We start from the raw sequence: 22,280 nt of genomic DNA on the forward strand, positions 1-22,280 counted from the left end.
GAAAGGAATTGAGGCGTCGGACTGTCCGAAACGTCTAATCCCTCCGCCGGTACAAACCGGATCAGGTTCAGCGGGTTGGCGAGACTGCCTCTCAGCCGGTCCGCGAAGATCGCGTCCGGCACCCCGTTAGAGCGTTTCGACACATAGGCCGGGCCGATCCCCCATGCAAGTGGGAGTTTGCCGCCTTCCGTTTCCCGTGCCGGGCTGGTAAGGGCCACACGATATGAGCACATTCACCATCCTGCTTGGCGGCGATCTCATCCGCACGCCACGGCTCGACCGCCAGGCCGAAGGCTCCCGCGTCATCGCCGCCGACGCCGGCATCGGGCATGCGCGGCTGCTGGGTCTCGTGCCCGAACTGTGGGTGGGCGATTTCGATTCCGTGCCAGCCAAGCTGCCTGACGATCTCGCTTCCGTGCCGCGCCGGACCTTCCCGGCGGAAAAGGACCAGACCGATGGCGAACTGGCCATTGCCGCCGCACTCGAGCGCAGCGCGACCCGCCTGGTGCTCGCCGGTGCTTTCGGCGGCAAGCGCGCCGACCACGCTTTCCTGCATCTGGCGCTTGCCCTCCGGCTGGCCGAGGCCGGGACTGATGTGCTCCTGACCAGCGGCGCCCAGGAGGGCATTCCCCTGCTGCGCGGAACGGCCGGCTTCGACTATGCCGATGGCACGCTGTTTTCGGTGCTCGGCTTTTCCGAGCTCGCCGGCCTGACCGTCACCGGCGCCAAATGGCCGCTGAACCACGTCAAGGTGGCGTTCGGTTCGTCGCTGACCATCTCCAACGAGGTCAAGGGCCGCCTCGAAATCGCACTGGACCATGGCCGCGCGATGCTGCTCGCTCATCCCTATCCCTTACCTGAAAGCTGACATGGCCCCGCCTCTTCTCAACCTCGACGGGATAAAACTGACCTTCGGCGGCACGCCGCTGCTCGACGGCGCCGCCTTGACGGCTTCGGCCGGCGACAAGATTGCACTGGTCGGCCGCAACGGGTCGGGCAAGTCGACCCTGCTGAAGATCGCCGCTGGCCTGATCGAGCCGCAGGACGGCGAGGTGTTCCGCCAGCCTTCGGCAACTATCCGCTATTTGCCGCAGATGCCGGACATGGAGGGCTTTGCCACCGTCCGCGCCTATGTCGAGGCCGGGCTTGGCCCCGCCGACGATCCCTACCGAGCCAGCTATCTGATGGAGCATCTCGGACTGTCGGGTGAGGAACGTCCGAATGATCTGTCGGGCGGCGAGGCGAGGCGTGCTGCCCTTGCCCGCGTGATGGCGCCGGAGCCAGACATCCTGCTGCTCGATGAGCCGACCAACCATCTCGACCTCTCGGTCATCGAATGGCTGGAAGAAGAACTCATCCGCACCTCCTCGGCACTGATCGTCATCTCGCACGACCGCCGCTTTCTCGAACGTGTGTCGCGCGCCACCATCTGGCTCGATCGCGGCCAGACCCGCAGGCTGGACAAGGGCTTTGGCCATTTCGAGGAATGGCGCGACCTGGTCCTGGAGGAAGAAGAGCGCGAGCAGCATAAACTCGGCCGCCAGATCGTTCGCGAAGAGCATTGGCTGCGCTACGGCGTGACGGCGCGGCGCAAGCGAAACATGCGCCGGCTCGGCGAGTTGCAGACCATGCGCCAGCGTTTTCGCGGCCATCGCGGTGCCGAAGGGTCGGCGACCATGGTGGCGAGCGACGCCGCCGAGTCCGGCAAGCTGGTGATCGAGGCGAAGAACATCGAGAAGAGCTTTGGCGATCTCACCGTGGTCAAGGGGTTTTCGACCCGCATCCAGCGCGGCGATCGCGTCGGCCTGGTCGGGCCGAACGGCGCCGGCAAGACGACGCTCTTGAAGATGCTGAACGGCGAGATGAAGCCGGACGCCGGTTCGGTGCGGCTCGGCACCAATCTGGAGATCGCCACGCTCGACCAGAAGCGCGAGGCGGTCGACCCGCAGGAGACGCTGGCGCAATATCTCACCGACGGGCGCGGCGAGAACCTCGTCATCAATGGCGAGCAGCGCCACGTCGTCTCCTACATGAAGGATTTCCTGTTCAAGCCGGAGCAGGCACGCACGCCGGTGCGCGAGTTGTCCGGCGGAGAACGGGCACGGCTCTTGCTGGCGCGGGTGCTGGCGCGGCCGGCAAACCTTCTGGTGCTCGACGAGCCGACCAACGATCTCGATATGGAGACGCTGGAACTGCTGCAGGAACTGGTCGCCGGCTTTGCCGGCACCGTCATCCTGGTCAGCCACGATCGCGATTTCCTCGACCGCACCGTGACCAGCCTGATCGCGCCGGATGGTGAAGGCCGCTGGATCGAATATGCCGGCGGCTACTCCGACATGCTGGCGCAGCGCGGCGGCACCAGGCTGGACGACCGCAAGGCGCGTGCGAAGGCCGAAAACGGCGAAGCGCCAGTGACGACCAGAAATGAAGCGGCCGCGCCAAAGGGGCCGGCGAAGAAACTGTCGTTCAAACAGAAATTCGCGCTGGAATCGCTGCCCAAGAAAATCGAGGGTGTGACGGCTTCGATCTCAAGGCTGGAGAACAACATCGCCGATCCGGCCTATTACGAGCGCGACCCGGCCTCCTTCCAGAAAACCATCGCCGCCCTCGACAAGGAGCGCGCCACGCTGGCGGCGCTGGAGGAAGAGTGGCTGGAACTGGAGATGCTGCGCGAGGAGATGGAAGGGTAAGGGATTGTGTGTGAACTTTTATGCGCCTACATTATGCGCATAAAAGAGAGCGATTTCCATGCTTCAATCGACGTCAAAACCTCAACGGCAATCCGTCAACACGTCCATCGATTCCCAGTTGATCAGCGACGCGAAAGCGTTGGGCATCAACATTTCCCGTGCCGCCGAGGCGGGGATCGCGAAAGCGATTGCGGCGGAAAAGACGCGTCGATGGCAAGAGGAAAACAAACAAGCCATTGAAAGCTCCAATGAATATGTCAGGCGCAACGGACTGCCATTAGCCAAATACCGGCTGTTTTGATGGCACGTTACGATCTTTATCGGAATGCTGAAGGCGGCGGCTATTTTCTCGATGTTCAGTCCGACCTTCTTGAAGGACTGAGCACAAGAGTCGTCATTCCGTTGATGCCGCCCAACATAGCACCGGTTCCGGGCCGCCGACTAAATCCGACCTTCGCTATCGATGGCAAAGATCATGTAATGGTCACGCAGTTCATGTCAGCCTTGATGGCCTCTGAATTGCCGGATGCCGAGGGAAATCTCTCCCGGCACCACGACGACATCGTCGCCGCGCTCGATATGTTGTTCCAGGGCTTCTGAGTCAACGAGGCTTCGGGCCGGCTTCCTTCTCAGCCCGCCGTCTTCGCCTGCCAGGCCTTGATTGCCTCGTCGAACACCTTCTCGCCGGGAATGCCCTTTTCCATGGTCAGCAGTGCCCGCCGTCCGGTCTTGTAGACGACCGGTACGTCGATCCAGTCCTGGCCGCGAAGCAGGGTCATGTTGGCGTCTTCGTCGGCCTTGGTATCGTTGAGCGCGACGAGGAAGAAGCCGTCGGCGATCTTGGCCGGAATGCCGATCAACGGGCTGCCGGCATCCTGCTCCGAACCCTTCATGGCGACGCGCAGGATGTTGTCGACACCGCCGCCCTCGAAACCGTCGGGCGTCAGGAAGATCATCTCGATGATATGGCTGGCCGGCAGTGTCTGGTCGGTGTTGCGGCGGATGGTCATGCGCAACTGGATGTCCTTGCCGGGAATGGTGGCCTCGGCGCGGATCGCCGGCTCCGGCGGCAGGTCGCCACCGGGCGATTCCTGCACCAGCGACCAGACGATGTTGCCGGGCTCGGCGGAACCCTGGGCAGTGCTGGTACGCTCCTCATAGAAGATCGCCTTCTGGCCGACAGGCAGAGCGGCTTCCGCAGGCGCAGCTGCCGTGGCGGGCGGCGCGGCGCCGGCCGGTGCGGTCGGCGTGCCGGCAGCATCGGCTGGCGCTGCCGGGGCAGCTCCGTTGGCAGGCGGTGTTGCGGGGGCGGCACCTGTAGCGGGGGGCGCTGCCGCGGCAGGTGTGCCTGCGGCCGGAGCGGAAATCGCCGGTGGGTTCGTCGCCGAGGGCGGCGTGGTCAGCGCGGCGACCGATTCGCCTTCGCCGATGCCGCTTTGGCCACCGGCCGGACCCGGGTCGACTTCACTGCCCTGCGGCGTCAGCCGCTGCGTGAATTTCGTGCTTTCGGCTTCCGTGCCGCCAGCCGCGGGCGCCGGAGGCGTTGCCGCGGCATCGGTTGCCGGCTTGGCAGGCGCTGGTTTCACCGGCTCGGTCTTGGCGATCTGATTGCCGCCAAACCCAAGCATTTTGCCGAAGGCATCCTTGTTCAGCCAGATTCCGTAGCCGCCGCCGGCTACGACCAGAAGAGCGACGACGGCCGCGATCAGCCCACCATAGCTGCGCTTGCGCTCGGCGGGACGCAGGCGCTGGAAGGTATCCGACACCGGCTCTTCGTCGCTGGAAAAGACATCGGCCTCGTCCTCCTCCTCGTCGACATCCATACCTGGAAGAGGCGTGTCGGCGCGAGCCAGCTGGGAAGGCGCCGGCGTCGCCCTTTGCCAGCTCGGCTCGACCTTGGCGGCAGGTGGTGGCGCGGGCTGATAAGATTCAGGCTTTGCAGCGGGCGGTGCCGGCCAGGCTGATTCGGCCTTGGCCGGCTGCCGTGTATGGGTTGGCTGATTCTTGTTACGATCGATCGACGAAAAGATGTGTTCCAGCTCCGCCAGCGGATCGGTCTCCGGCAGGCTCTTGGCATAGTCCCGCTCGACACTCGCGATCGCGTCTTCCAGCGAACGCATCTGCGTGGCTATGGCTTCGGCGGCCGGCGGCGGCGAATATTCCTCAAGCTTCTTCGCCAGCATGGTGCGAACGCTGGCATAGATGCGCGTACGCTTTTCCGGCGTCTCGTCACCATGCTTGCCGAGCGCCTTTTTCAGAATAGCAACGTAATCTGCCATGCTTCAGTCGACCTGTATTTTGTTTCCGCGCCGGCCCCCGCAAATCGGCCGCGATGCCCGGAAAGGCTTCAGAAACTAGTCTTGAAACGGATCGGTCACAAGTATCGTGTCGTCCCGTTCGGGGCTGGTGGAAAGGAGTGCGACCGGGGCGCCGATCAGCTCTTCGATGTAGCGGACGTATTTGACGGCCTGGGCCGGCAGATCGTTCCAGCTGCGCGCGCCGGCAGTGGTGCCTTTCCAGCCCTCGAGCGTCTCGTAGACCGGCTCGACACGTGCCTGCGCGCCCTGGCTGGCCGGCAGATAATCGATCATCTCGCCGTCGAGACGATAACCTGTGCAGACCTTGATCTCGTCCAGCCCGTCGAGCACGTCGAGCTTGGTCAGCGCGATGCCCTTGATGCCGTTGACAGCGACGGCCTGGCGTACCAGCACCGCGTCGAACCAGCCGCAGCGGCGCTTGCGGCCGGTGACGACGCCGAATTCATGGCCGCGCGTGCCGAGGAATTCGCCGACCTCGTTCTTCTGCTCGGTCGGGAACGGACCCTCGCCGACGCGTGTCGTATAGGCTTTGGTGATGCCGAGCACATAGCCGATAGCGCCTGGGCCGACGCCGGAGCCGGCGGCAGCCTGTCCGGCAACCGTGTTCGACGAGGTCACGAATGGATAGGTGCCGTGGTCTATGTCAAGCAGCGTGCCCTGCGCGCCCTCGAACAGGATACGCTCGCCAGCCCGGCGCTTGTCGTCGAGGATTTTCCAGACCCGGTCCATATAGGGCAGGATGTCGTCGGCGACCGAGGTCAGTTCCTGCATGATCGCGTCATGCGTGACTTCCGCATGGCCAAGCCCCCGACGCAGCGCATTGTGGTGCGTCAGCAGCCTGTCAACCTTCACGGGCAGTGTTTCCAAATCCGCCAAGTCCATCACCCTGACCGCGCGCCGGCCCACCTTGTCCTCGTAGGCGGGGCCGATGCCACGACGGGTCGTGCCAATCTTCGTCCCGGAATTGGATGCGGCGTCCTCACGGAATCCGTCCAGCTCCCGATGCAGGGACAGGATAAGCGCTGTGTTTTCGGCTATTTTCAGGCGATCCGGTGCGACTTCGACACCTTGCGCCTTGAGCTTGGCCACCTCGGCGACGAAAGCATGCGGGTCGAACACGACGCCATTGCCGATGATAGACAGCTTGCCCTGGCGCACGACGCCCGACGGAAGCAACGACAGCTTGTAGACCTTGCCGTCGACGACCAGCGTATGGCCGGCATTGTGGCCGCCCTGGAAACGCACCACGACATCGGCCCGCTCCGACAGCCAGTCGACGATCTTGCCCTTGCCTTCGTCACCCCACTGCGAGCCGACGACCACCACATTGGCCATGTTTCTTTTCCCTTGAGACGCCGCCAAGCGGCTTGAATATGGTTCGAAACGACAGGCCTCTATAACGTCAAGACCTCGCGAGCGCGACCTTTCTTTGCCGTCGAAAATGCCCTGAGGCACAACAATTTTCGGCTTTGACATCATTTACTTGGGCGAGCGAGGGCAATAGGCCGGCAAACACCGCAGCTCCGGCGACTGGAATCCCGCGATGCATCGAAGCGCCTACATATTCCTGCTGCTCACCACCTTGCTCTGGGGCGGAAATTCGGTGGCCGGCAAGCTGGCGGTCGATCACGTCTCGCCGATGACGCTGGTCTTCCTGCGCTGGGTTCTGGCCGTGGCGATCATGCTGCCCATCGGCTGGAAGACCATCCAGAAGGACTGGCCGGTCGTCCGCAAGCACTGGTTCGTGCTGGTCGCCCTCGGCGCCAGCGGCTTCACCCTGTTCAACACCATCTTCTACACGGCGCTCAACTACACGACAGCGATCAATGTCTCGATCGAACAGGCGGCGATGCCGATCCTGATCATGACTGCCAATTTCGTCTTCTTCCGCCTGCGCGTGAACTGGGCTCAGATTGTCGGCGTCGTGCTGACCATCGCCGGCGTGATCCTCACCGCCTGCCATGGCGACCCGCGCCGGTTGTTGACGCTGGAACTCAATTTCGGCGACGCCATCATGCTGGTCGCCGTGTTTCTCTACAGCGGCTATTCGGTCGGACTGCGGTTGAAACCAGTGATGCATTGGCAAAGCCTGATGCTGGCCCTGTCGGTTGCGGCACTCGTCACTTCGCTGCCGTTCTTCCTGTGGGAGGTCGTCGCCGGCAAGGTCATCATGCCCGACGCGCGCGGCTGGACCGTCATCGTCTATACGGCGATCGGCGCCTCCGTCGTTTCGCAGATCTTCTACATCAGAGGCAACGAACTGATCGGCGCCAACCGCGCCGGCCTGTTCATCAATCTGGTGCCGATCTTCGGCACGCTGCTATCGGTGCTGATCGTCGGCGAGACGTTCCACCTCTATCAGGCATTGGCTTTGGTGCTCGTGCTGGGCGGCATCGGACTTGCCGAATACAGCGGGCGCAAGATGGCGTTGGCGGACCACCGCGGATGACATGTGGCGGCTGACGCCCTCCGCCGTCGCGGCAATTCACGCGAACGGCCTGGACTTCGCCAATGGCCGCGGAACGGCGGCATAAACCCTGCCGCGTCCCCACTTGGAACATTTCACCTCCAGCGGAGTTTGAACGGCAGGGAGGCGACATGATGAGCCACAACCCTCGCAGCACGGCAAGCATCGCTGGTCACCCTATCCATCCCATGCTGATTCCGTTTCCGATTGCTTTTTTCGTCGGCACCTTCGTTTGCGATCTTATCTTCTGGCGAACAGCCGATCCCGGATGGGTCACCGGGTCGCTTTGGCTTCTCGGCGCAGGCCTGATCATGGCTGCCCTGGCTGCGCTTGCTGGCCTGACGGATGTTCTCGGCGATGTTCAGATCCGCAATCTCACGACGGCATGGCTCCATGCCGGCGGCAATGTACTCGTCGTGTTGATCGAGCTTTACAACTGGTACTCGCGGTATGCGGGCGGAGCGGCGGCCGTGATGCCAACCGGCTTCGTCCTATCGCTGATCGTGGTTCTCATCCTGCTGTTTACGGGCTGGAAGGGCTGGGAACTGGTCTACCGACATCGCGTGGGTGTCTCCGATGGCTCGGACGAGTTGACCTGAACCGGCCGCCGCGGCGGCCGGTTCAACGAGGGCGACCCCTGTCCTCGATCACATCGCGTTGACGTCGAACTGCAGCCGCTTGGCCGAGTCGATCGACTTATGCGCCTTGACCTTTTCCAGCACGGCTTCCGGGAACGGCGCGTCGAGATAGAGCAGCGCTATGGCATCGCCGCCCGGCCGGTTGCGGCCGAGCTGGAAGTTGGCGATGTTGACGCCATTCTCGCCGCAGACAGTGCCGAGCAGCCCGATAATGCCCGGCGCGTCGGCATTGGTGGTGTAGAGCATGTGCTGGCCGACCTCGGCATCAAGGTTGATGCCCTTGATCTGGATGAAGCGTGGCTTGCCATCCGAGAAGCATGTGCCGGCGATCGAACGCGTCATATGCTCGGTCTTCACGGTCAGCTTGATATAGCCGTCGAACACGCCCGATTTGTCGCGCTTGACCTCGGCGACGATGATGCCGCGCTCCTTCACCATGATCGGCGCCGACACCATGTTGACGTCCGAGACCTGAGGCCGGATCAGCCCGGCGAGTGCGGCGCTGATCAGCGCGCGCGTGTTCATCGTCGCGGTGGAGCCGTCGAACAGGATCTCGACCTCCTTGATCGGATCCTCGGTGACCTGGCCGACGAAGGCGCCGAGCACCTCGGCAAGCTTGACGAACGGCTTCAACCGCGGCGCCTCCTCGGCGGTGATCGACGGCATGTTGATGGCGTTGGAGACGGCGCCCTTGATCAGATAGTCGGCCATCTGTTCGGCAACCTGCAGCGCGACATTCTCCTGGGCCTCCGTCGTCGAGGCGCCGAGATGCGGCGTCGCCACCACATTCTCCATGCCGAACAGTTCGTTGTTCTCGGCGGGTTCGACCTCGAAGACGTCGACGCCGGCGCCGGCGACCTTGCCGCTCTTCAGCGCCGCGATCAGGTCGGCCTCGACGATCAGACCGCCGCGTGCGCAATTGATGATGCGCACGCCCTTCTTCATCTTGGCGATCGCCGCGGCATCGATGATGTTGCGCGTCTTGTCGGTCAGCGGCGTGTGCAGGGTGATGAAATCGGCGCGGGCGAACAGTTCGTCGAGTTCGACCTTGTCGACGCCAAGCTCCTCGGCACGGCTGTCCGACAGGAACGGATCGAAGGCGATGACGTGCATCTTGAGGCCAACGCCGCGTGTCGCGACGATCGAACCGATGTTGCCGCAGCCGATGACGCCCAGCGTCTTGCCGGTGATCTCAACGCCCATGAAGCGGTTCTTTTCCCATTTGCCGGCATGGGTCGAGGCGTTGGCTTCAGGGATCTGGCGCGCCAGCGCAAAGATCATCGCCACCGCATGTTCGGCTGTGGTGATCGAGTTGCCGAAGGGCGTGTTCATCACGATGATGCCCTTGCGGCTTGCCGCCGGGATATCGACATTGTCGACGCCGATGCCGGCGCGGCCGATGACTTTGAGATTGGTAGCGGCGTTGATCAGCTTTTCGGTGACCTTGGTCGCCGAACGGATGGCGAGGCCATCATACTGGCCGATCACTTCGGCGAGCTTTTCCTTGTCCTTGCCGAGATCGGGCAGATAGTCGACCTCGACGCCACGATCCTTGAATATCTGCACGGCGGTGGGGGAGAGTTTGTCTGAGACGAGAACGCGGGGCGCCATGGCGACCTCCTTGAAATGGATTTGATCCTGATGGGAATGGGCGGCCCGGAGGCCGCCGCGAATGATCTCAGGCCGCCGCTTTGAGCGACGCCTTCTGTGCGGCGAAGGCCCAGTCGAGCCAGGGCAGCAGCGCTTCCAGATCCGACGTCTCGACCGTCGCGCCGCACCAGATGCGCAGGCCGGGCGGTGCGTCGCGATAGGCACCGATATCGTAGGCGACGCCTTCCTTGTCGAGCACCGACACCAGCCCCTTGGCGAAAGCCGCCTGCCCGTCGGCGTCGAGCTCGGACACGTCCGGATCGGTGAAGGACAGGCAGACGGACGTGTTCGACCGTGTCGCCGGCTGGACGGCGAGATGACCGAGCCAGGAGGATTTGCCGACAAAGCGATCGAGGACGGCCGCATTGGCATCCGCCCTGGCGATCAGCGCGTCGAGGCCGCCGGTCGACTTCGCCCAGTTGAGCGCATCGAGGTAATCCTCGACGCACAGCATCGAGGGGGTGTTGATGGTCTCGCCCTTGAAGATGCCTTCGATCAGCTTGCCGCCCGAAGTCAGGCGGAAGATTTTCGGCAGCGGCCATGAAGGCTTGTAGGTCTCCAGCCGCTCGACGGCACGAGGCGACAGGATCAGCATGCCGTGAGCGCCCTCGCCGCCCAGCACCTTCTGCCAGGAGAACGTGACGACATCGAGCTTTTCGAAGTCGAGCCTCTGCGCGAATGCGGCGGAAGTCGCATCGCAGACGGTCAGGCCCTTGCGGTCCGCGGGAATGAAATCGCCGTTCGGCACGCGCACGCCCGACGTGGTGCCGTTCCAGGTGAAGACCACATCGCGGTCGAAATCGATCCTGGTAAGATCAGGCAGTTCGCCGTAGCCGGCTTCGATCTTGCGCACATCGGCGAGCTTCAATTGCTTGATCACGTCGGTGACCCAGCCGGAGCCAAAGCTCTCCCAGGCGACCATGTCGACGCCGCGCTCGCCGAGCAGCGACCACAGCGCCATCTCGACCGCACCGGTGTCCGACGCCGGCACAATGCCGATGCGATAACCCGCCGGGACCTGGAGAATCTCCCGCGTCAGCTCGATCGCCTGTTCGAGCTTGGTCTTGCCGATCTTGGCGCGGTGGGAACGGCCGAGCGCGGCATTGTTCAGCGCCTCGACCGACCAGCCGGGACGTTTTGCACAGGGACCTGAGGAAAAATTGGGGTTTGCCGGACGGAGTCCGGGCTTCGTATGCGTCGTCATCGTGGTCTATCCTTCCAGATAGTGGCCCCTCGTTGGGGAGGGGTGGCCCACGGACGGCGATATGCGTTCAGACTTCGGGCGTCAAGAGGAAAGTTTTTGTCGCTGCCGGGATACCGGCGATCCCTGATCGGGATGTCGTGACTTCAAACGCAAACGGCGGACCCCGAAGATCCGCCGTCCTGAACCTCGTGCTCGCCGCGCCTACCAGAGATCGTAGCGCAGCCCGAGCTTGACCTGATGGTTGCTGATACCTTTTTTGACCGGATAGGAGGTCAGGCTCTCAGCCGTCACATATTCAGCGTCCGGGGCGGAGAAATACTGATAGCCCAGGTCGACGGAAACGTTCTTCGATACCTGATAGGCGAGGCCCGCATTCAGCGTGTAGGCCAGCGAGTACTGGGTCTTGCTGTCACTTACGGCGAAATCGTCCGTGTCGTCGCCATTGTCGGTGAAATAGCTTGCCGACAGGCTGCGCTTGCTGCGAACGACCCCGATACCGGCGCCGAGATAGGGTGTGATGCCGACATAGGTGCCAAGATCGACATAGCCGTTGAGTATGCCCGACAAGGCGTAGTTCTTCAGGGATGCCGACGCCACGGTCGGCTCTGCCGCAGTCGCTGAATCGTCATAGCCGACGCCGATCTCGTTGCCAGGCAGATAGCCGAGATTGAGGTCGGCGCGCAGATAGTCGTTGAAATGGTAGCCGAAGCCGATGCTGGCAAAGATCGGATCTTCTTTGTCGCTGAAGCTTGCAGGTGGCGAAGGTGTGAAGGCGAAATCCTCATTTTTGAAGCTCTTCTGCGCCAGATAGGAGACGTCGCCGCGCAGGTACCAGCCGGAACCGACCTCGACCGGGACGTAGTCGGGCGCCTGGTCGACGTAGATCGGCGGGTCATAATCGGCCGCGTGCACCGGCGTCAGCGGCAGGAGGGCTAGTGCACCGAGCGCCAGCGCCATACGCGATGTAAGTTTCATGGTCCCCGACTCCCGAATTTGGCTCAGCCCGCAATCGCAGCGGCAGCCATCGTTTCAAGGAGCATTGTTAACCATAGTGGTTAAGTGCCGGTTAAGGCTAACAGAGCGTTAGCGAATTCATTTCCCCTGTCGATTCCAGGCGGCCCAAACGAAAAACCGCCCGGCTTGAGGCCGGACGGTTTTCGAAGAATTCAAGTGATGTAGATGGCGTTACTTGGTGTAGATCGGCTCGGGTTCGGGCTGGTAGGCCACGACCGGCGCGGCGCAACCATTGCTGCCACCGAACTGGTAGCGCAGGCCACCGCGCACTTCGTGCGTGTTGATGCCACGGTCGAAGCCGGGACCGGAGCTGGTGATGTTCCAGTCGAACATGCGGCCGCCCTGAATATGGGAGAAGCGGTAGCCGGCATCGAGAATGATCTTGTCGGTCAGGCAGTACGAAGCGCCGGCCATCAGACCGTAGGCGAAACGCCAGCTTGATCTGCCGGGATTGAACTCGGTGGTGTTCGGGTCGTAGACATCATCCCACTTGACGCGGGCGCCGCCGATGCCGGCGCCAACGTAAGGCGTGATGCCATGGTAGGTGCCGAGATCGACATAGGCATTCGCCAGCAGCAACAGGGCGCTCATCTTCGATACTTCGGTCGAAGTACCGTTGATGTCCGAGGTGCCCCCGTTGAAGTTCGACTTGAACCAGTAGTCGGCGGTCAAATCGGTCCGGAAGTGATCGTTGATCTTGTAGCCGACGCCGGCGCCGAGCGAGAAACCGCCCTTGAGTTTGCCGAAATCGAAGCTTCTGGTGCCGGGCGTAACCGTACAGTTACAGGGATCGACGGTGTAGGTCATATAGTCGATGCCGCGCACGGTCGACTTGTGATAGTCGATGTCGCCGCGGATGTACCAGCCGCCGACCTCGACCGGCTGCTCGTAGACAGCCTGAGGCGGAGCCTCTTCGACCATCGGTTCCGGCAGGTCGGCTGCGAACAGCGGTCCTGCCAGGCCTGCGAACAGGAAGGCGAGCAGGACCTTTCTTGCTGTCTTGAACATGCTTGTCACCCCTGAGAAGCTCGGAACGGCGAATCCGTCCGAAATGCGATTGGCTTTCAGTCGTGGATAATGAATTGCAAAGGTTAAAAGGCGTTTAACCCTGTTGCTTAACCACGAATCTCGAAACTCTAGGGATTGGCGCGAGATTTACGGGCACCGAAAAAAGTGGCGGCTGACAAGAAAAAGCCCGCCGAGGGGCGGGCCTTGGACCGGTTAAGGGAGCGCGGCGCGCCTGGTTGTCCGATCCACGTCCTGCTGGACGCGCTGGGGTCAGGCGGCGCTGCGCGTTTCCGAGATGACTTCAACGATGCCGTTGACGACGGACTCGACCAGTTGCGGGTCGTCGCCTTCGGCCATCACGCGGATCAGCGGTTCTGTCCCTGATGGCCGGATAACCAGCCGTCCGGTCTTGCCGAGGCGGTTACGGGCGTCTTCGATGGCGGCCTTGACCGGCGCCTCCTCGAGCGGCTTGCCGCCGGAAATATGGACGTTCTTCAGAAGCTGCGGCACGGGTTCGAATTTCTTCGACAGTTCGCTGACCGGCCGGCCCTGCCGCTTGATGCAGGCCAGCACCTGCAGCGCCGAAACCAGGCCGTCGCCGGTGGTCGAGAAATCCGACAGCACGATATGGCCCGACTGTTCGCCGCCGACATTCAAGCCATGCGCGCGCATATGCTCGACGACATAACGGTCGCCAACCTTGGTGCGGTGCAATTGCAGCTTCATGCCGCCGAGGAAGCGCTCGAGGCCGAGATTGGACATCACCGTCGAAACGACGCCGCCGCCCGCAAGCCGCCCGCTCTGGTGCCAGGATTCGGCGATCAGCGCCATGATCTGGTCGCCATCGACGATCGCGCCGTTTTCATCGACGATGACGACGCGATCGGCGTCGCCGTCGAGCGCGATGCCGATGTCGGCGCGCACTTCGTGCACCTTCTTTTGCAGGCCGGCCGGATGGGTCGAGCCGCATTCCTTGTTGATGTTGAAGCCGTTGGGCTCGACATTGATGGCGACGACTTCGGCGCCCAGTTCCCACAGCGCCTCGGGCGCCACCTTGTAGGCCGCGCCATTGGCGCAATCGACGACGATCCTCAAGCCCGCGAGCGACATCGAGCGCGGCAAGGTGCGCTTGGCGAATTCGATGTAGCGGTCATGCACGCCATCGACGCGCTTGGCGCGGCCAAGCCCGTCGGAATCGGCGAGCGCCAGTTCGATATCCTTGTCGAGCATGCTCTCGATGCGCTCCTCGATTTCGTCGGAGAGCTTGTAGCCGTCGGGTCCGAACAGCTTGATGCCGTTGTCGTAATAGGGGTTGTGCGAGGCCGAGATCATGACGCCGATATCGGCGCGCAGCGAACGCACCAGCATGGCGACAGCCGGAGTCGGGATCGGGCCGAGCAGGAACACGTCCATGCCGGCGGCACAAAGACCGGCGACCATGGCATTCTCGATCATATAGCCGGAAAGCCTGGTGTCCTTGCCGAGCACGACACGATGTCGATGGCTGCCGCGCTGGAAGGAAAGGCCGGCGGCCATGCCGACCCGCATCGCGATTTCAGCCGTCATCGGAAACTTGTTGGCGCGTCCGCGAATGCCGTCCGTGCCGAAATAATTCCCTGCCATGCTAGTCAGCTTCCTCGACGTTTCTTCCCCGGCACGTCATGCCACAATTGGCCAGGGCGCTATGATCACATTGTGTGATTATACGTTACCAATCCTTAGAAAACCATTGTTGTGCACTGCACACATGTGGCCGCAACCTGACATGCCCAGACTGCCATGTTGCAATATACAAGTCATGCGAGCCTTTCAGCGCGGATGCACCAGCAAAATCTTGCTTTGGACCAGGCAACAAACAACGATTTCATCACCTTATCGGGAGAAACCGGTCTTCGGCGATATATACGCCACTTAGCATCTGGCGCAACCGCCCGTTGAGCGGTATTGATTTGCAGGGACGTATCATGGGCTGCTGCAACGGAGAAACGCTATGCTCATCCACCGACTTGCCACTTTGACCGGCCTCGCCGTCGCGACCTTGTTCCTGACCGCGCCAGCCAACGCACTGACGATGGCCGAGTGCAGCACGAAGTACAACGCCGCCAAGGATGCGGGGACACTCGCCGGCGCGACCTGGAACCAGTTCCGCAAGGCTCAGTGCGGCACCGACGCCGCCGCGACGACCGACGCCAAGCCGGCCGATACCAAGAAAGCAACTGACACCACGAAGGCTGCCGAGACGAAGCCGGCCAAGGCTGCCGCCGCGACGGACGACAGCACGGCCAAGGGCCTGACGGCGAAGGAATGCAGCACCAAATACCAGGCGGCGAAGGCCGCCGGCACGCTGAACGGCATGAAGTGGAACGACTTCCGCAAGTCCGAATGCGCCGCCGGTGCATCCGCCGCTGCCGCCGCCAAGCCGGCAGCCACCAAGGCAGCCGCGGCTCCCGCCGACGGCAAGGGCCTGAGCATGGCCGAATGCAGCACCAAGTATCAGGCTGCCAAGACGGCCAACACGCTGAAAGGCATGAAGTGGAACGACTTCCGCAAGGCCGAATGCGGTACCGGTGCCTCGGATGACGACACCGTGCCGGCCGCCGACGAGGCGAGCTACACCAAGGAGCCGGCAAAGCCGACCACGGCCGCACCCAAGGGCGTCACTTTCCCGTCCGCGATCTCGGCTAAATATTCCAGCGAGACCCCCGGTAAAGGCCGCATGCACACTTGCCTCGACCAGTATTATGCCTTGAAGGACGCCAATGCGCTTGGCGGCCTGAAGTGGATCCAGAAGGGCGGCGGCTTCTACAGCCTGTGCAATGCCAAGCTGAAGAGCTGATCGCTTAGCCATAGTCTCCAAACAAAGGCCCGCGCATCGCAAGATGCGCGGGCCTTTTTTGTTGCGCGAAGACGCATACTGCCTTGCTCGCAACTGCATGTCGCCGGGCTGCCGGGATCATCAATTCGCCTACTGCCCACCGCCAAGCTCATCGGTAGTCCGTAACGATTCTGTTGAACATATAAAGAACAAACCGTATACAAAAAGACGTCAAACTTATTATCAACCAGGAGGGTCTTATGCACAGTTTGAAATTGGCGGTATTGGCTGCGACCGCATTTGTCGCTTGGAGCGTCGCCCCCGCAAGCGCACTGACGATGAAGGAATGCGGCGAGACCTATCGAACAGCCAAGGAAGGCGGCACTCTGAACGGCATGGACTGGACGGCTTTTCGCAAGGAGAAGTGCGCGACATCAGCAGCGGACAGTGTCAGCGAGGATACGGTCAAAACCGAGCCGCAGACGAAAAAGGAAACCAGCGCGGCGGTCGCCCCCACTGTAGCGCCCGCGGGCGTGACATTCCCAACCACGCTGGCCGCCGAGTTCAAGACCGAAAAGCCCGCGAAGGCGCGCATGAAGACCTGTCTCCAGGGCTACCATGGCAACAAGGACGCGGGCACGTTGAACGGCCTTCGCTGGATCCAGAAGGGCGGCGGTTATTACAGCCTGTGCAATGCCAAGCTGAAGAGCTGAGCGACAAGACATCTGAAGAAGAGAAGGCCTGCGAACCGCAGGGTTCGCGGGCCTTCTTTGTTGCCTTCGAGGGCACGCCCGCGGCGACGTTGCCAATCTCCCCCGCAAGGGGGGAGATTGGCTATCACCTAGGCTTTCGCCAATCGTCATCGTCGCAGATGCGAGGTCGCGGACAACTCCTCCCCAACGCCAAAAACAAAAAACGCCGCGGAGCAAGCCGCGGCGTTCGATGAAATCAGTGGTCAAGCTCAGCTCGATGGCTGCGGTTCCATGCCGCCTTCGGGCTCCGGCCCCTTCTTGCGCCGGCCGCCGGACTTCGGCACGGCAGAGCCACGGCTCGGCGGCGTGTCGTCGCCAAGGTCGCGCGCTGGCTTGTGGCCGGCGATCAACTGCTTGATCTCCTCGCCGGACAGCGTCTCGTATTCCAGCAGGCCCTGCGCCAGCGCGATCCATTCCTTCTTCTTCTTGGTCAGGATGGACTTCGCCGATGAGTAGGCCTCGTCGATCAGGCGGCGCACTTCGGCGTCGATGATCTGCGCCGTTTCTTCCGACACGTTCTGCGTGCGCGCCACCGAGTGGCCGAGGAACACTTCTTCCTGGTTGTCGCCATAAGCGACATGGCCGAGCTTGTCGGAAAAGCCCCAGCGTGTGACCATGGCGCGCGCCAGTTTGGTCGCCTGCTCGATATCCGAAGAGGCACCCGAGGTGATGTTTTCCTTGCCGAACTTGAACTCCTCGGCGACACGGCCGCCCATCATGATGGCGAGCCGCGAGATCATGTATTTGTAGCTCATCGAATAACGGTCGCCTTCGGGCAACTGCATGACCATGCCGAGCGCGCGACCGCGTGGGATGATCGTGGCCTTGTGCAGCGGATCGGCCGACGGCACGTTCAGCGCGAGAATGGCGTGGCCTGCCTCGTGGTAGGCGGTCAGCTCCTTCTCGGCCTGCGTCATGGCCGACGAGCGGCGCTCGGCGCCCATCATGATCTTGTCCTTGGCGTCCTCGAATTCGGCCATGGTGACGAGGCGCTTGTTGCGCCGTGCCGCCATCAGCGCGGATTCGTTGACGAGGTTCATCAGGTCAGCGCCGGAAAAGCCCGGCGTACCGCGCGCGATCACCTTGAGGTCGACATTGGGCGCCAGCGGCACGTTGCGCACATGCACCTTGAGGATCTTCTCGCGGCCGACGATGTCGGGGTTCGGCACCACGACCTGGCGGTCGAAGCGGCCTGGCCTGAGCAGTGCCGGATCGAGCACGTCGGGCCGGTTGGTGGCAGCGATCAGGATGATGCTTTCGTTGGACTCGAAGCCGTCCATCTCGACCAGGAGCTGGTTCAGCGTCTGCTCGCGTTCGTCATTGCCGCCGCCGAGGCCGGCGCCGCGATGACGGCCGACAGCGTCGATTTCGTCGATGAAGATGATGCAGGGCGCGTTCTTCTTGGCCTGGTCGAACATGTCGCGGACGCGGCTTGCACCGACGCCGACGAACATCTCGACGAAGTCAGAACCGGAAATGGTGAAGAACGGCACATTGGCTTCGCCGGCAACCGAGCGGGCGAGCAGCGTCTTGCCGGTTCCCGGAGGGCCGACAAGCAGCACGCCGCGCGGAATCTTGCCGCCGAGCCGCTGGAATTTCTGCGGATCGCGCAGGAACTCGACGATCTCTTCCAGATCTTCCTTGGCTTCGTCGACGCCGGCAACGTCCTGGAAGGTGACGCGGCCATGCGCTTCGGTGAGCAGCTTGGCCTTCGACTTGCCGAAGCCCATGGCGCGACCGGAGCCGGACTGCATCTGGCGCATGAAGAATATCCAGACGCCGAGGATGAGGATCATCGGCAGCCACGAGATCAGATAGCCGAACAGCGAATTGGAACCGTCTGTTTCAGGCCGCGCATTGATGGTGACGTTCTTGTCCTGCAGCCGCGAGACCAGCGAAGGATCGCCGGGCGAATAGGTCTGGAAGCCGCTGGCATTGTCGGTGTAGGTGCCGCTGATACGGGCGCCCGCGATGGTCACCGTCTTGACCCGGCCCGCCGCGACATCCTGCAGGAACTGCGAATAAGGCACATCGCTGGAGGCCCCTCGCGTCTGCGGCGTCTGAAACAGATTGAACAGGGCTATGAGCAGGACCGCTATGATCGCCCAGAGCGCGAGGTTGCGATAGTTCGGATTCATCAATTGTCCCGTTGGCGTCCGCGGGGCGGACACGCGTCATGAGAGGAAACTTGCGCCTAACATAGGGAGAGCGTCCCCCCTTGCCAAGCAGAACAGCACGTCTGGGTTAAGCTTTCGCGCAACCATCAGCCGGCACTGTGGCCGCTGAAAGGCAAGGGCGGCACCGGGGCCGCGCCAATCAGCCCGGCCACGGCCCGCGCCGGCGCCAGGTCGAAGGACGGCAGGAAGCGGGCAAAGGGCGCAACGACCGGCCGCACTTCAACCGCCATTGGCGCCCGGCTATCCCCCGACAAATCAAGGCATTCACCGGCCTGCCACAACGCCGGCTCGGCGGCGAGCGCGGCGCGCATCAGGCTCGGCGGGGTTCTTCCATCGCCCTTCGCCAGCCGCTTCGCCGCTGCTGCGCCGAACGGGGCAATCAACAATGCGCTGCTGCTGTCGTTCAATGTGATGCGCCGGCGGCCATCCCAGACGGTGCCGTCCGTGATGGCAGCGGCGGAGGGCAGGCCGCGCGCCTCGCGGCGCAGGAAGATGCCGGAGCGCCGGGAATCCACAACCGTCCGCGACAATGTGGCGCAAAGAAATCCAGCCCTCAGCCGACCGAACAGAGTCTCGCTGCGGGCCTGATCCGGCAGGAAGGCAATTCCGCCGGCCATGGCCAGCAGGATACGCAACGCATAGACGGCCGCTCGCTCGTCACCTGTGTTCAGCAAAAGCGGATCAAGACGAATGAGCCCGCAGGACAGCCGGGTCGCGAAATCGCCGATCAAACTAGCGGCGGCGAGGCCGAGTTGACTGCGCGCGCGGCCCTCATGCGCGGCCAACGCCAGTGCATCGCCGATGCGCTGTGCACCGTTGCCGTCGGCAAGGGCTGCCCGCATGCGCGGCCGCTCGAAAGCCTCGTCGGCATTGGTCGGGTCGTCGGCCCAGCCGACATTCTCACGCCGCAGGACATCTCGCAGCGCCGCGCGCCGCAACCCGAGAAGCGGCCGCACGATCCACGCGCGAGAGTCATACAGGGTGGCCGGCGCCATGCCGGCAAGTCCCCGGCCTGCCATTTCGGCATGGCCTTGGCCCTCGTCCCGCGCCAATCCTTCTGCGCGCGCTTGCCGCATCAACACCGTCTCCGCCTGGTCATCGGCGGTATGGCCGGTGAGGATCATGCCGACGCCTTCGGCTTGTGCCGCTTCGGACAACAGCCGGTAGCGCGCCTCGCGAGCGGCGGCGGGCAGGCCGGTCGATGGCTTGAGGCCCGACCATGTCAGGATGCGGTGTGAAATTCCGAGTCTGGCGCACAGCTTCGCCACTGCTTGCGCTTCCGCAGCCGAACCGGACCGCAAACCGTGGTCGATCGTCACCGCCAGCAGCTTGGTTGCCGGCGCCGTACGGTCGAGATGGTGTCTGAGAAGAAGGAGCAGGGCGGTCGAGTCGCTGCCGCCGGACACGGCCGCAACAGCGCCGCTGGTAAAATCGATATGCGAAAAAGGGTTAGACGAAAGGTCCGGCTCGGTGTCGAGCATAATGCATGTCGCCCAAAAGTGATCCCGGTTTCAGGACAACGACATGTAGGACAAGGATCAGCAGGCAGCCAGAGCCTTCTCTTGCTTGACGCGTTCCTTGAGCGCACTGGAAATATCAGGGTAGCGCTTGCCGACCTCGCTGAAGGTGGCACAGGCAACATCATGCTGCTTGAGGCCGACCAGCGACACGCCGAGCTTCAGCAACATGTCGGGAGCTTTCTTGGCCTTGGGGTAGTCCTTGCTGGCGGCAAGGAAAGTCTCGGCCGCATCGCGGTATTTCTGCTGGCCGAGCAATGACTCGCCCAGCCAGTAATGCGCGTCCGCCGCCTTCGCATCCCTGGGGAAGCGGGCGATGTGGTCGCGAAAACCCTGCTCGGCGGTGCCGTAGTCGCCCGAGAGGATGAACTGGTATGAGTTGCGGTAAAGCTCCTCCGGGTTGTTGGTGGCGGGCAACGCCGCGACTACCGTGTCGGACTTGCCGGCCTTGGGCGCCGCCCCGGCGACTGGCGCGGTGTCCTGCGCCGGCGCGGTCGATTGTGTGTTGCCGCCGGCATCGATGACATTGCCATTCTTGTCGAGGGTGATGGTGCCGAAATTCTTTTCCGGCGCTCCCGTACCGGGAATGACCTTGCCGGGGTCGCCATCGGGAGATTCGACGATGACGTCCTCGACCGTCTTGCCGCCTGCCGATTGGTCGTTGGCGGGCGCGGCGCCGGCATCGGCCGGCGCCCGTATTGCCGGGGCCGCCGCCACGTCGTTGTCGGGGCCGGTGGTGGCGTCCGATTTCTTCTGCGCCGGCGGCTGCCCGCCTTGCGTGCCGCCACCTTCCAGCTGCTGGAAGCGGAATTCATTATCTTCCTGCTGCTTGCGAATCTGCTCCTGCATCTGCAGGACCTGGAAATTGAGTTCCTCGATCTTGCCGTTCATCTGCCGCAGTTGCTCTTCCAGGCTGGTGACAGCGGCAGGATCGGACTGCACCAGCTGAACCTGGTCCGGTTTCTTCTTTTGACCAAAAAACCCCGGCAATTCGATACTGGGAAGATGGAAGGTAAAGCCGCTGTCGGTTGATTGCCCTGTGCCACTAGCCAAGGCGGTGACGCCTGATAGGAGCAGCAGCGCAAGCGTGCCGCTCAGAACCGATCTCAAATGCATGTGCCTCTCGCAGTGATTTCGTTAGCTTGTTCGCGCCTTCCAATCAGAATGGGACCAGCCAAGCGCCCTCGGCTCATAGCAGGAGCCGAGACTTCGGCCAAATTTTGTTTCGAGCATCCGGATATGAAAAAGGCGGCCCCAGGGCCGCCTTTCGCGCAGGTATGTTGCATTTTTACCGCTAGACGGCCGCGCGTTCTTTGACGCGCCGGTCGGCTGCGTGATGCCTCAGGAGCCAGCACCGCTGAGCGTGGTGACCGCGCGGCGATTCTGCGACCAGCAGGAGATGTCGTCGCAAACCGCGACCGGACGTTCCTTGCCGTAGGAAATGGTCTTGAGACGGCTGGCCGAGACGCCCTTGGCGACAAGGAAGTCACGGGTGGCGGCGGCGCGGCGGGCGCCGAGCGCCAGATTGTATTCGCGCGTTCCGCGTTCGTCGGCATGGCCTTCGACGACGATGGCATACTGCTTGTACTGATTCAGCCACTGCGCCTGGCGCGAGAGCGTCGTCTGCGCGTCGGCACGGATCGAGGTCGAGTCCGTATCGAAGAAGATGCGGTCGCCAATGTTGACGGTGAAGTCCTGCGCCGAGCCGGGCGTCGCCGCGCCGGCGCCGTTGAGGCCAAGATCGGCCGCGTTGTTCGGCGTCTTCTTCGAGGCGCAACCGGCGATGGCGAGCATCGCCACCAGCGCGATCATGACCGGGTTTCTGGTAAGTGCTGCGATACGGCCCATGCCGCCTCTCCTTCGTATTTCGAGTGATCTACTTTGAGTGATTTCGTTGATCACCCAGTAACCACGTTTGGGTTAACCGGCATTCAAGAAACACGGTTAAATTTTGGTTTAAGCTGCCCGTCCGCAGCCGTTTCGGCCTGAAGCCACAGTTCACGCGGACCCTAGGCGTAAATACGGCCAAA

Annotated in this window: 19 protein-coding genes and 1 riboswitch; of the genes, 8 read left to right on the top strand and 11 right to left on the bottom strand. The window is 62.8% G+C overall.

Annotation, left to right across the window (positions count from 1 at the left end; all coding sequences use genetic code 11):
- Nucleotides 1–21: 21 nt before the first annotated feature.
- Nucleotides 22–136, bottom strand: a riboswitch (TPP riboswitch).
- Between the two features lie 87 nt (nucleotides 137–223).
- The 4 genes from NKH95_RS09725 to NKH95_RS09740 are packed head-to-tail and all read left to right on the top strand — an operon-like array spanning nucleotide 224 to nucleotide 3,290.
- Nucleotides 224–868 (top strand): thiamine diphosphokinase, encoded by a 645-nt coding sequence (locus tag NKH95_RS09725; RefSeq protein ID WP_352798140.1) that lies wholly within the window; start codon nucleotides 224–226, stop codon nucleotides 866–868.
- A gap of 1 nt (nucleotide 869) precedes the next feature.
- Complete coding sequence (locus tag NKH95_RS09730) at nucleotides 870–2,690, top strand: ABC-F family ATP-binding cassette domain-containing protein (protein ID WP_352891414.1); 1,821 nt, start codon at nucleotides 870–872, stop codon at nucleotides 2,688–2,690.
- A gap of 58 nt (nucleotides 2,691–2,748) precedes the next feature.
- Nucleotides 2,749–2,991, top strand: a complete 243-nt coding sequence (locus NKH95_RS09735) for a type II toxin-antitoxin system CcdA family antitoxin (RefSeq protein WP_352554243.1) — start codon at nucleotides 2,749–2,751, stop codon at nucleotides 2,989–2,991.
- Nucleotides 2,991–3,290 carry a CcdB family protein gene (locus NKH95_RS09740; protein ID WP_127297430.1) on the top strand — a complete coding sequence of 100 codons (300 nt, stop codon included), beginning with the start codon at nucleotides 2,991–2,993 and terminating at the stop codon, nucleotides 3,288–3,290. The genes NKH95_RS09735 and NKH95_RS09740 overlap by 1 nt, the downstream gene beginning before the upstream one ends.
- A 29-nt stretch (nucleotides 3,291–3,319) precedes the next feature.
- Here the strand turns inward: NKH95_RS09740 and NKH95_RS09745 are convergent, their stop codons facing one another.
- Both NKH95_RS09745 and NKH95_RS09750 read right to left on the bottom strand, forming a co-directional pair.
- Nucleotides 3,320–4,969 carry a hypothetical protein gene (locus NKH95_RS09745; RefSeq protein ID WP_352891415.1) on the bottom strand — a complete coding sequence of 550 codons (1,650 nt, stop codon included), beginning with the start codon at nucleotides 4,967–4,969 and terminating at the stop codon, nucleotides 3,320–3,322.
- Nucleotides 4,970–5,044: 75 nt separating this feature from the next.
- Nucleotides 5,045–6,343: an adenylosuccinate synthase gene (locus NKH95_RS09750; protein ID WP_127267133.1), complete on the bottom strand. Its 1,299-nt coding sequence runs from the start codon at nucleotides 6,341–6,343 to the stop codon at nucleotides 5,045–5,047.
- A 208-nt stretch (nucleotides 6,344–6,551) separates the two neighbouring features.
- Between NKH95_RS09750 and NKH95_RS09755 the strand changes: the two genes are divergently transcribed.
- Nucleotides 6,552–7,457: a DMT family transporter gene (locus NKH95_RS09755; protein ID WP_023811869.1), complete on the top strand. Its 906-nt coding sequence runs from the start codon at nucleotides 6,552–6,554 to the stop codon at nucleotides 7,455–7,457.
- Nucleotides 7,458–7,609: 152 nt separating this feature from the next.
- A complete protein-coding gene (locus NKH95_RS09760) occupies nucleotides 7,610–8,074 on the top strand; it encodes a DUF2231 domain-containing protein (RefSeq protein WP_352441038.1) in 465 nt (154 codons plus the stop codon).
- 48 nt (nucleotides 8,075–8,122) lie between these two features.
- Here the strand turns inward: NKH95_RS09760 and serA are convergent, their stop codons facing one another.
- The 5 genes from serA to glmM form a co-directional block, all read right to left on the bottom strand.
- Entirely contained in the window at nucleotides 8,123–9,724 is a 1,602-nt protein-coding gene (gene serA / locus NKH95_RS09765) for a phosphoglycerate dehydrogenase (RefSeq protein ID WP_023811867.1), read from the bottom strand.
- A gap of 67 nt (nucleotides 9,725–9,791) precedes the next feature.
- A complete protein-coding gene (locus tag NKH95_RS09770) occupies nucleotides 9,792–10,967 on the bottom strand; it encodes a phosphoserine transaminase (RefSeq protein WP_023811866.1) in 1,176 nt (391 codons plus the stop codon).
- A 201-nt stretch (nucleotides 10,968–11,168) separates the two neighbouring features.
- Entirely contained in the window at nucleotides 11,169–11,942 is a 774-nt protein-coding gene (locus tag NKH95_RS09775) for an outer membrane protein (protein ID WP_023811865.1), read from the bottom strand.
- 210 nt (nucleotides 11,943–12,152) lie between these two features.
- Nucleotides 12,153–12,989 carry an outer membrane protein gene (locus NKH95_RS09780; RefSeq protein WP_023811864.1) on the bottom strand — a complete coding sequence of 279 codons (837 nt, stop codon included), beginning with the start codon at nucleotides 12,987–12,989 and terminating at the stop codon, nucleotides 12,153–12,155.
- Between the two features lie 270 nt (nucleotides 12,990–13,259).
- Complete coding sequence (gene glmM / locus NKH95_RS09785) at nucleotides 13,260–14,612, bottom strand: phosphoglucosamine mutase (RefSeq protein WP_023811863.1); 1,353 nt, start codon at nucleotides 14,610–14,612, stop codon at nucleotides 13,260–13,262.
- Nucleotides 14,613–14,979: 367 nt separating this feature from the next.
- Between glmM and NKH95_RS09790 the strand changes: the two genes are divergently transcribed.
- Together NKH95_RS09790 and NKH95_RS09795 are read left to right on the top strand one after the other, a co-directional pair.
- Nucleotides 14,980–15,825: a hypothetical protein gene (locus NKH95_RS09790; protein ID WP_128305350.1), complete on the top strand. Its 846-nt coding sequence runs from the start codon at nucleotides 14,980–14,982 to the stop codon at nucleotides 15,823–15,825.
- Between the two features lie 239 nt (nucleotides 15,826–16,064).
- Complete coding sequence (locus tag NKH95_RS09795; protein ID WP_023811860.1) at nucleotides 16,065–16,517, top strand: hypothetical protein; 453 nt, start codon at nucleotides 16,065–16,067, stop codon at nucleotides 16,515–16,517.
- Between the two features lie 248 nt (nucleotides 16,518–16,765).
- Here NKH95_RS09795 and ftsH read toward each other — a convergent pair whose 3' ends face one another.
- The 4 genes from ftsH to pal all read right to left on the bottom strand — a co-directional run bounded on the left by ftsH (nucleotide 16,766) and on the right by pal (nucleotide 22,098).
- A complete protein-coding gene (gene ftsH, locus NKH95_RS09800) occupies nucleotides 16,766–18,694 on the bottom strand; it encodes an ATP-dependent zinc metalloprotease FtsH (protein WP_023811859.1) in 1,929 nt (642 codons plus the stop codon).
- A gap of 125 nt (nucleotides 18,695–18,819) precedes the next feature.
- Nucleotides 18,820–20,214, bottom strand: a complete 1,395-nt coding sequence (gene tilS, locus NKH95_RS09805; protein ID WP_352891417.1) for a tRNA lysidine(34) synthetase TilS — start codon at nucleotides 20,212–20,214, stop codon at nucleotides 18,820–18,822.
- A gap of 57 nt (nucleotides 20,215–20,271) precedes the next feature.
- Complete coding sequence (gene ybgF, locus NKH95_RS09810; protein WP_352891418.1) at nucleotides 20,272–21,366, bottom strand: tol-pal system protein YbgF; 1,095 nt, start codon at nucleotides 21,364–21,366, stop codon at nucleotides 20,272–20,274.
- 225 nt (nucleotides 21,367–21,591) lie between these two features.
- Nucleotides 21,592–22,098 (bottom strand): peptidoglycan-associated lipoprotein Pal, encoded by a 507-nt coding sequence (pal, locus tag NKH95_RS09815; protein WP_013529149.1) that lies wholly within the window; start codon nucleotides 22,096–22,098, stop codon nucleotides 21,592–21,594.
- Between the last annotated feature and the right edge of the window lie 182 nt (nucleotides 22,099–22,280).

The organism is Mesorhizobium sp. M0848 (assembly GCF_040319805.1).
Taxonomy (GTDB): domain Bacteria; phylum Pseudomonadota; class Alphaproteobacteria; order Rhizobiales; family Rhizobiaceae; genus Mesorhizobium.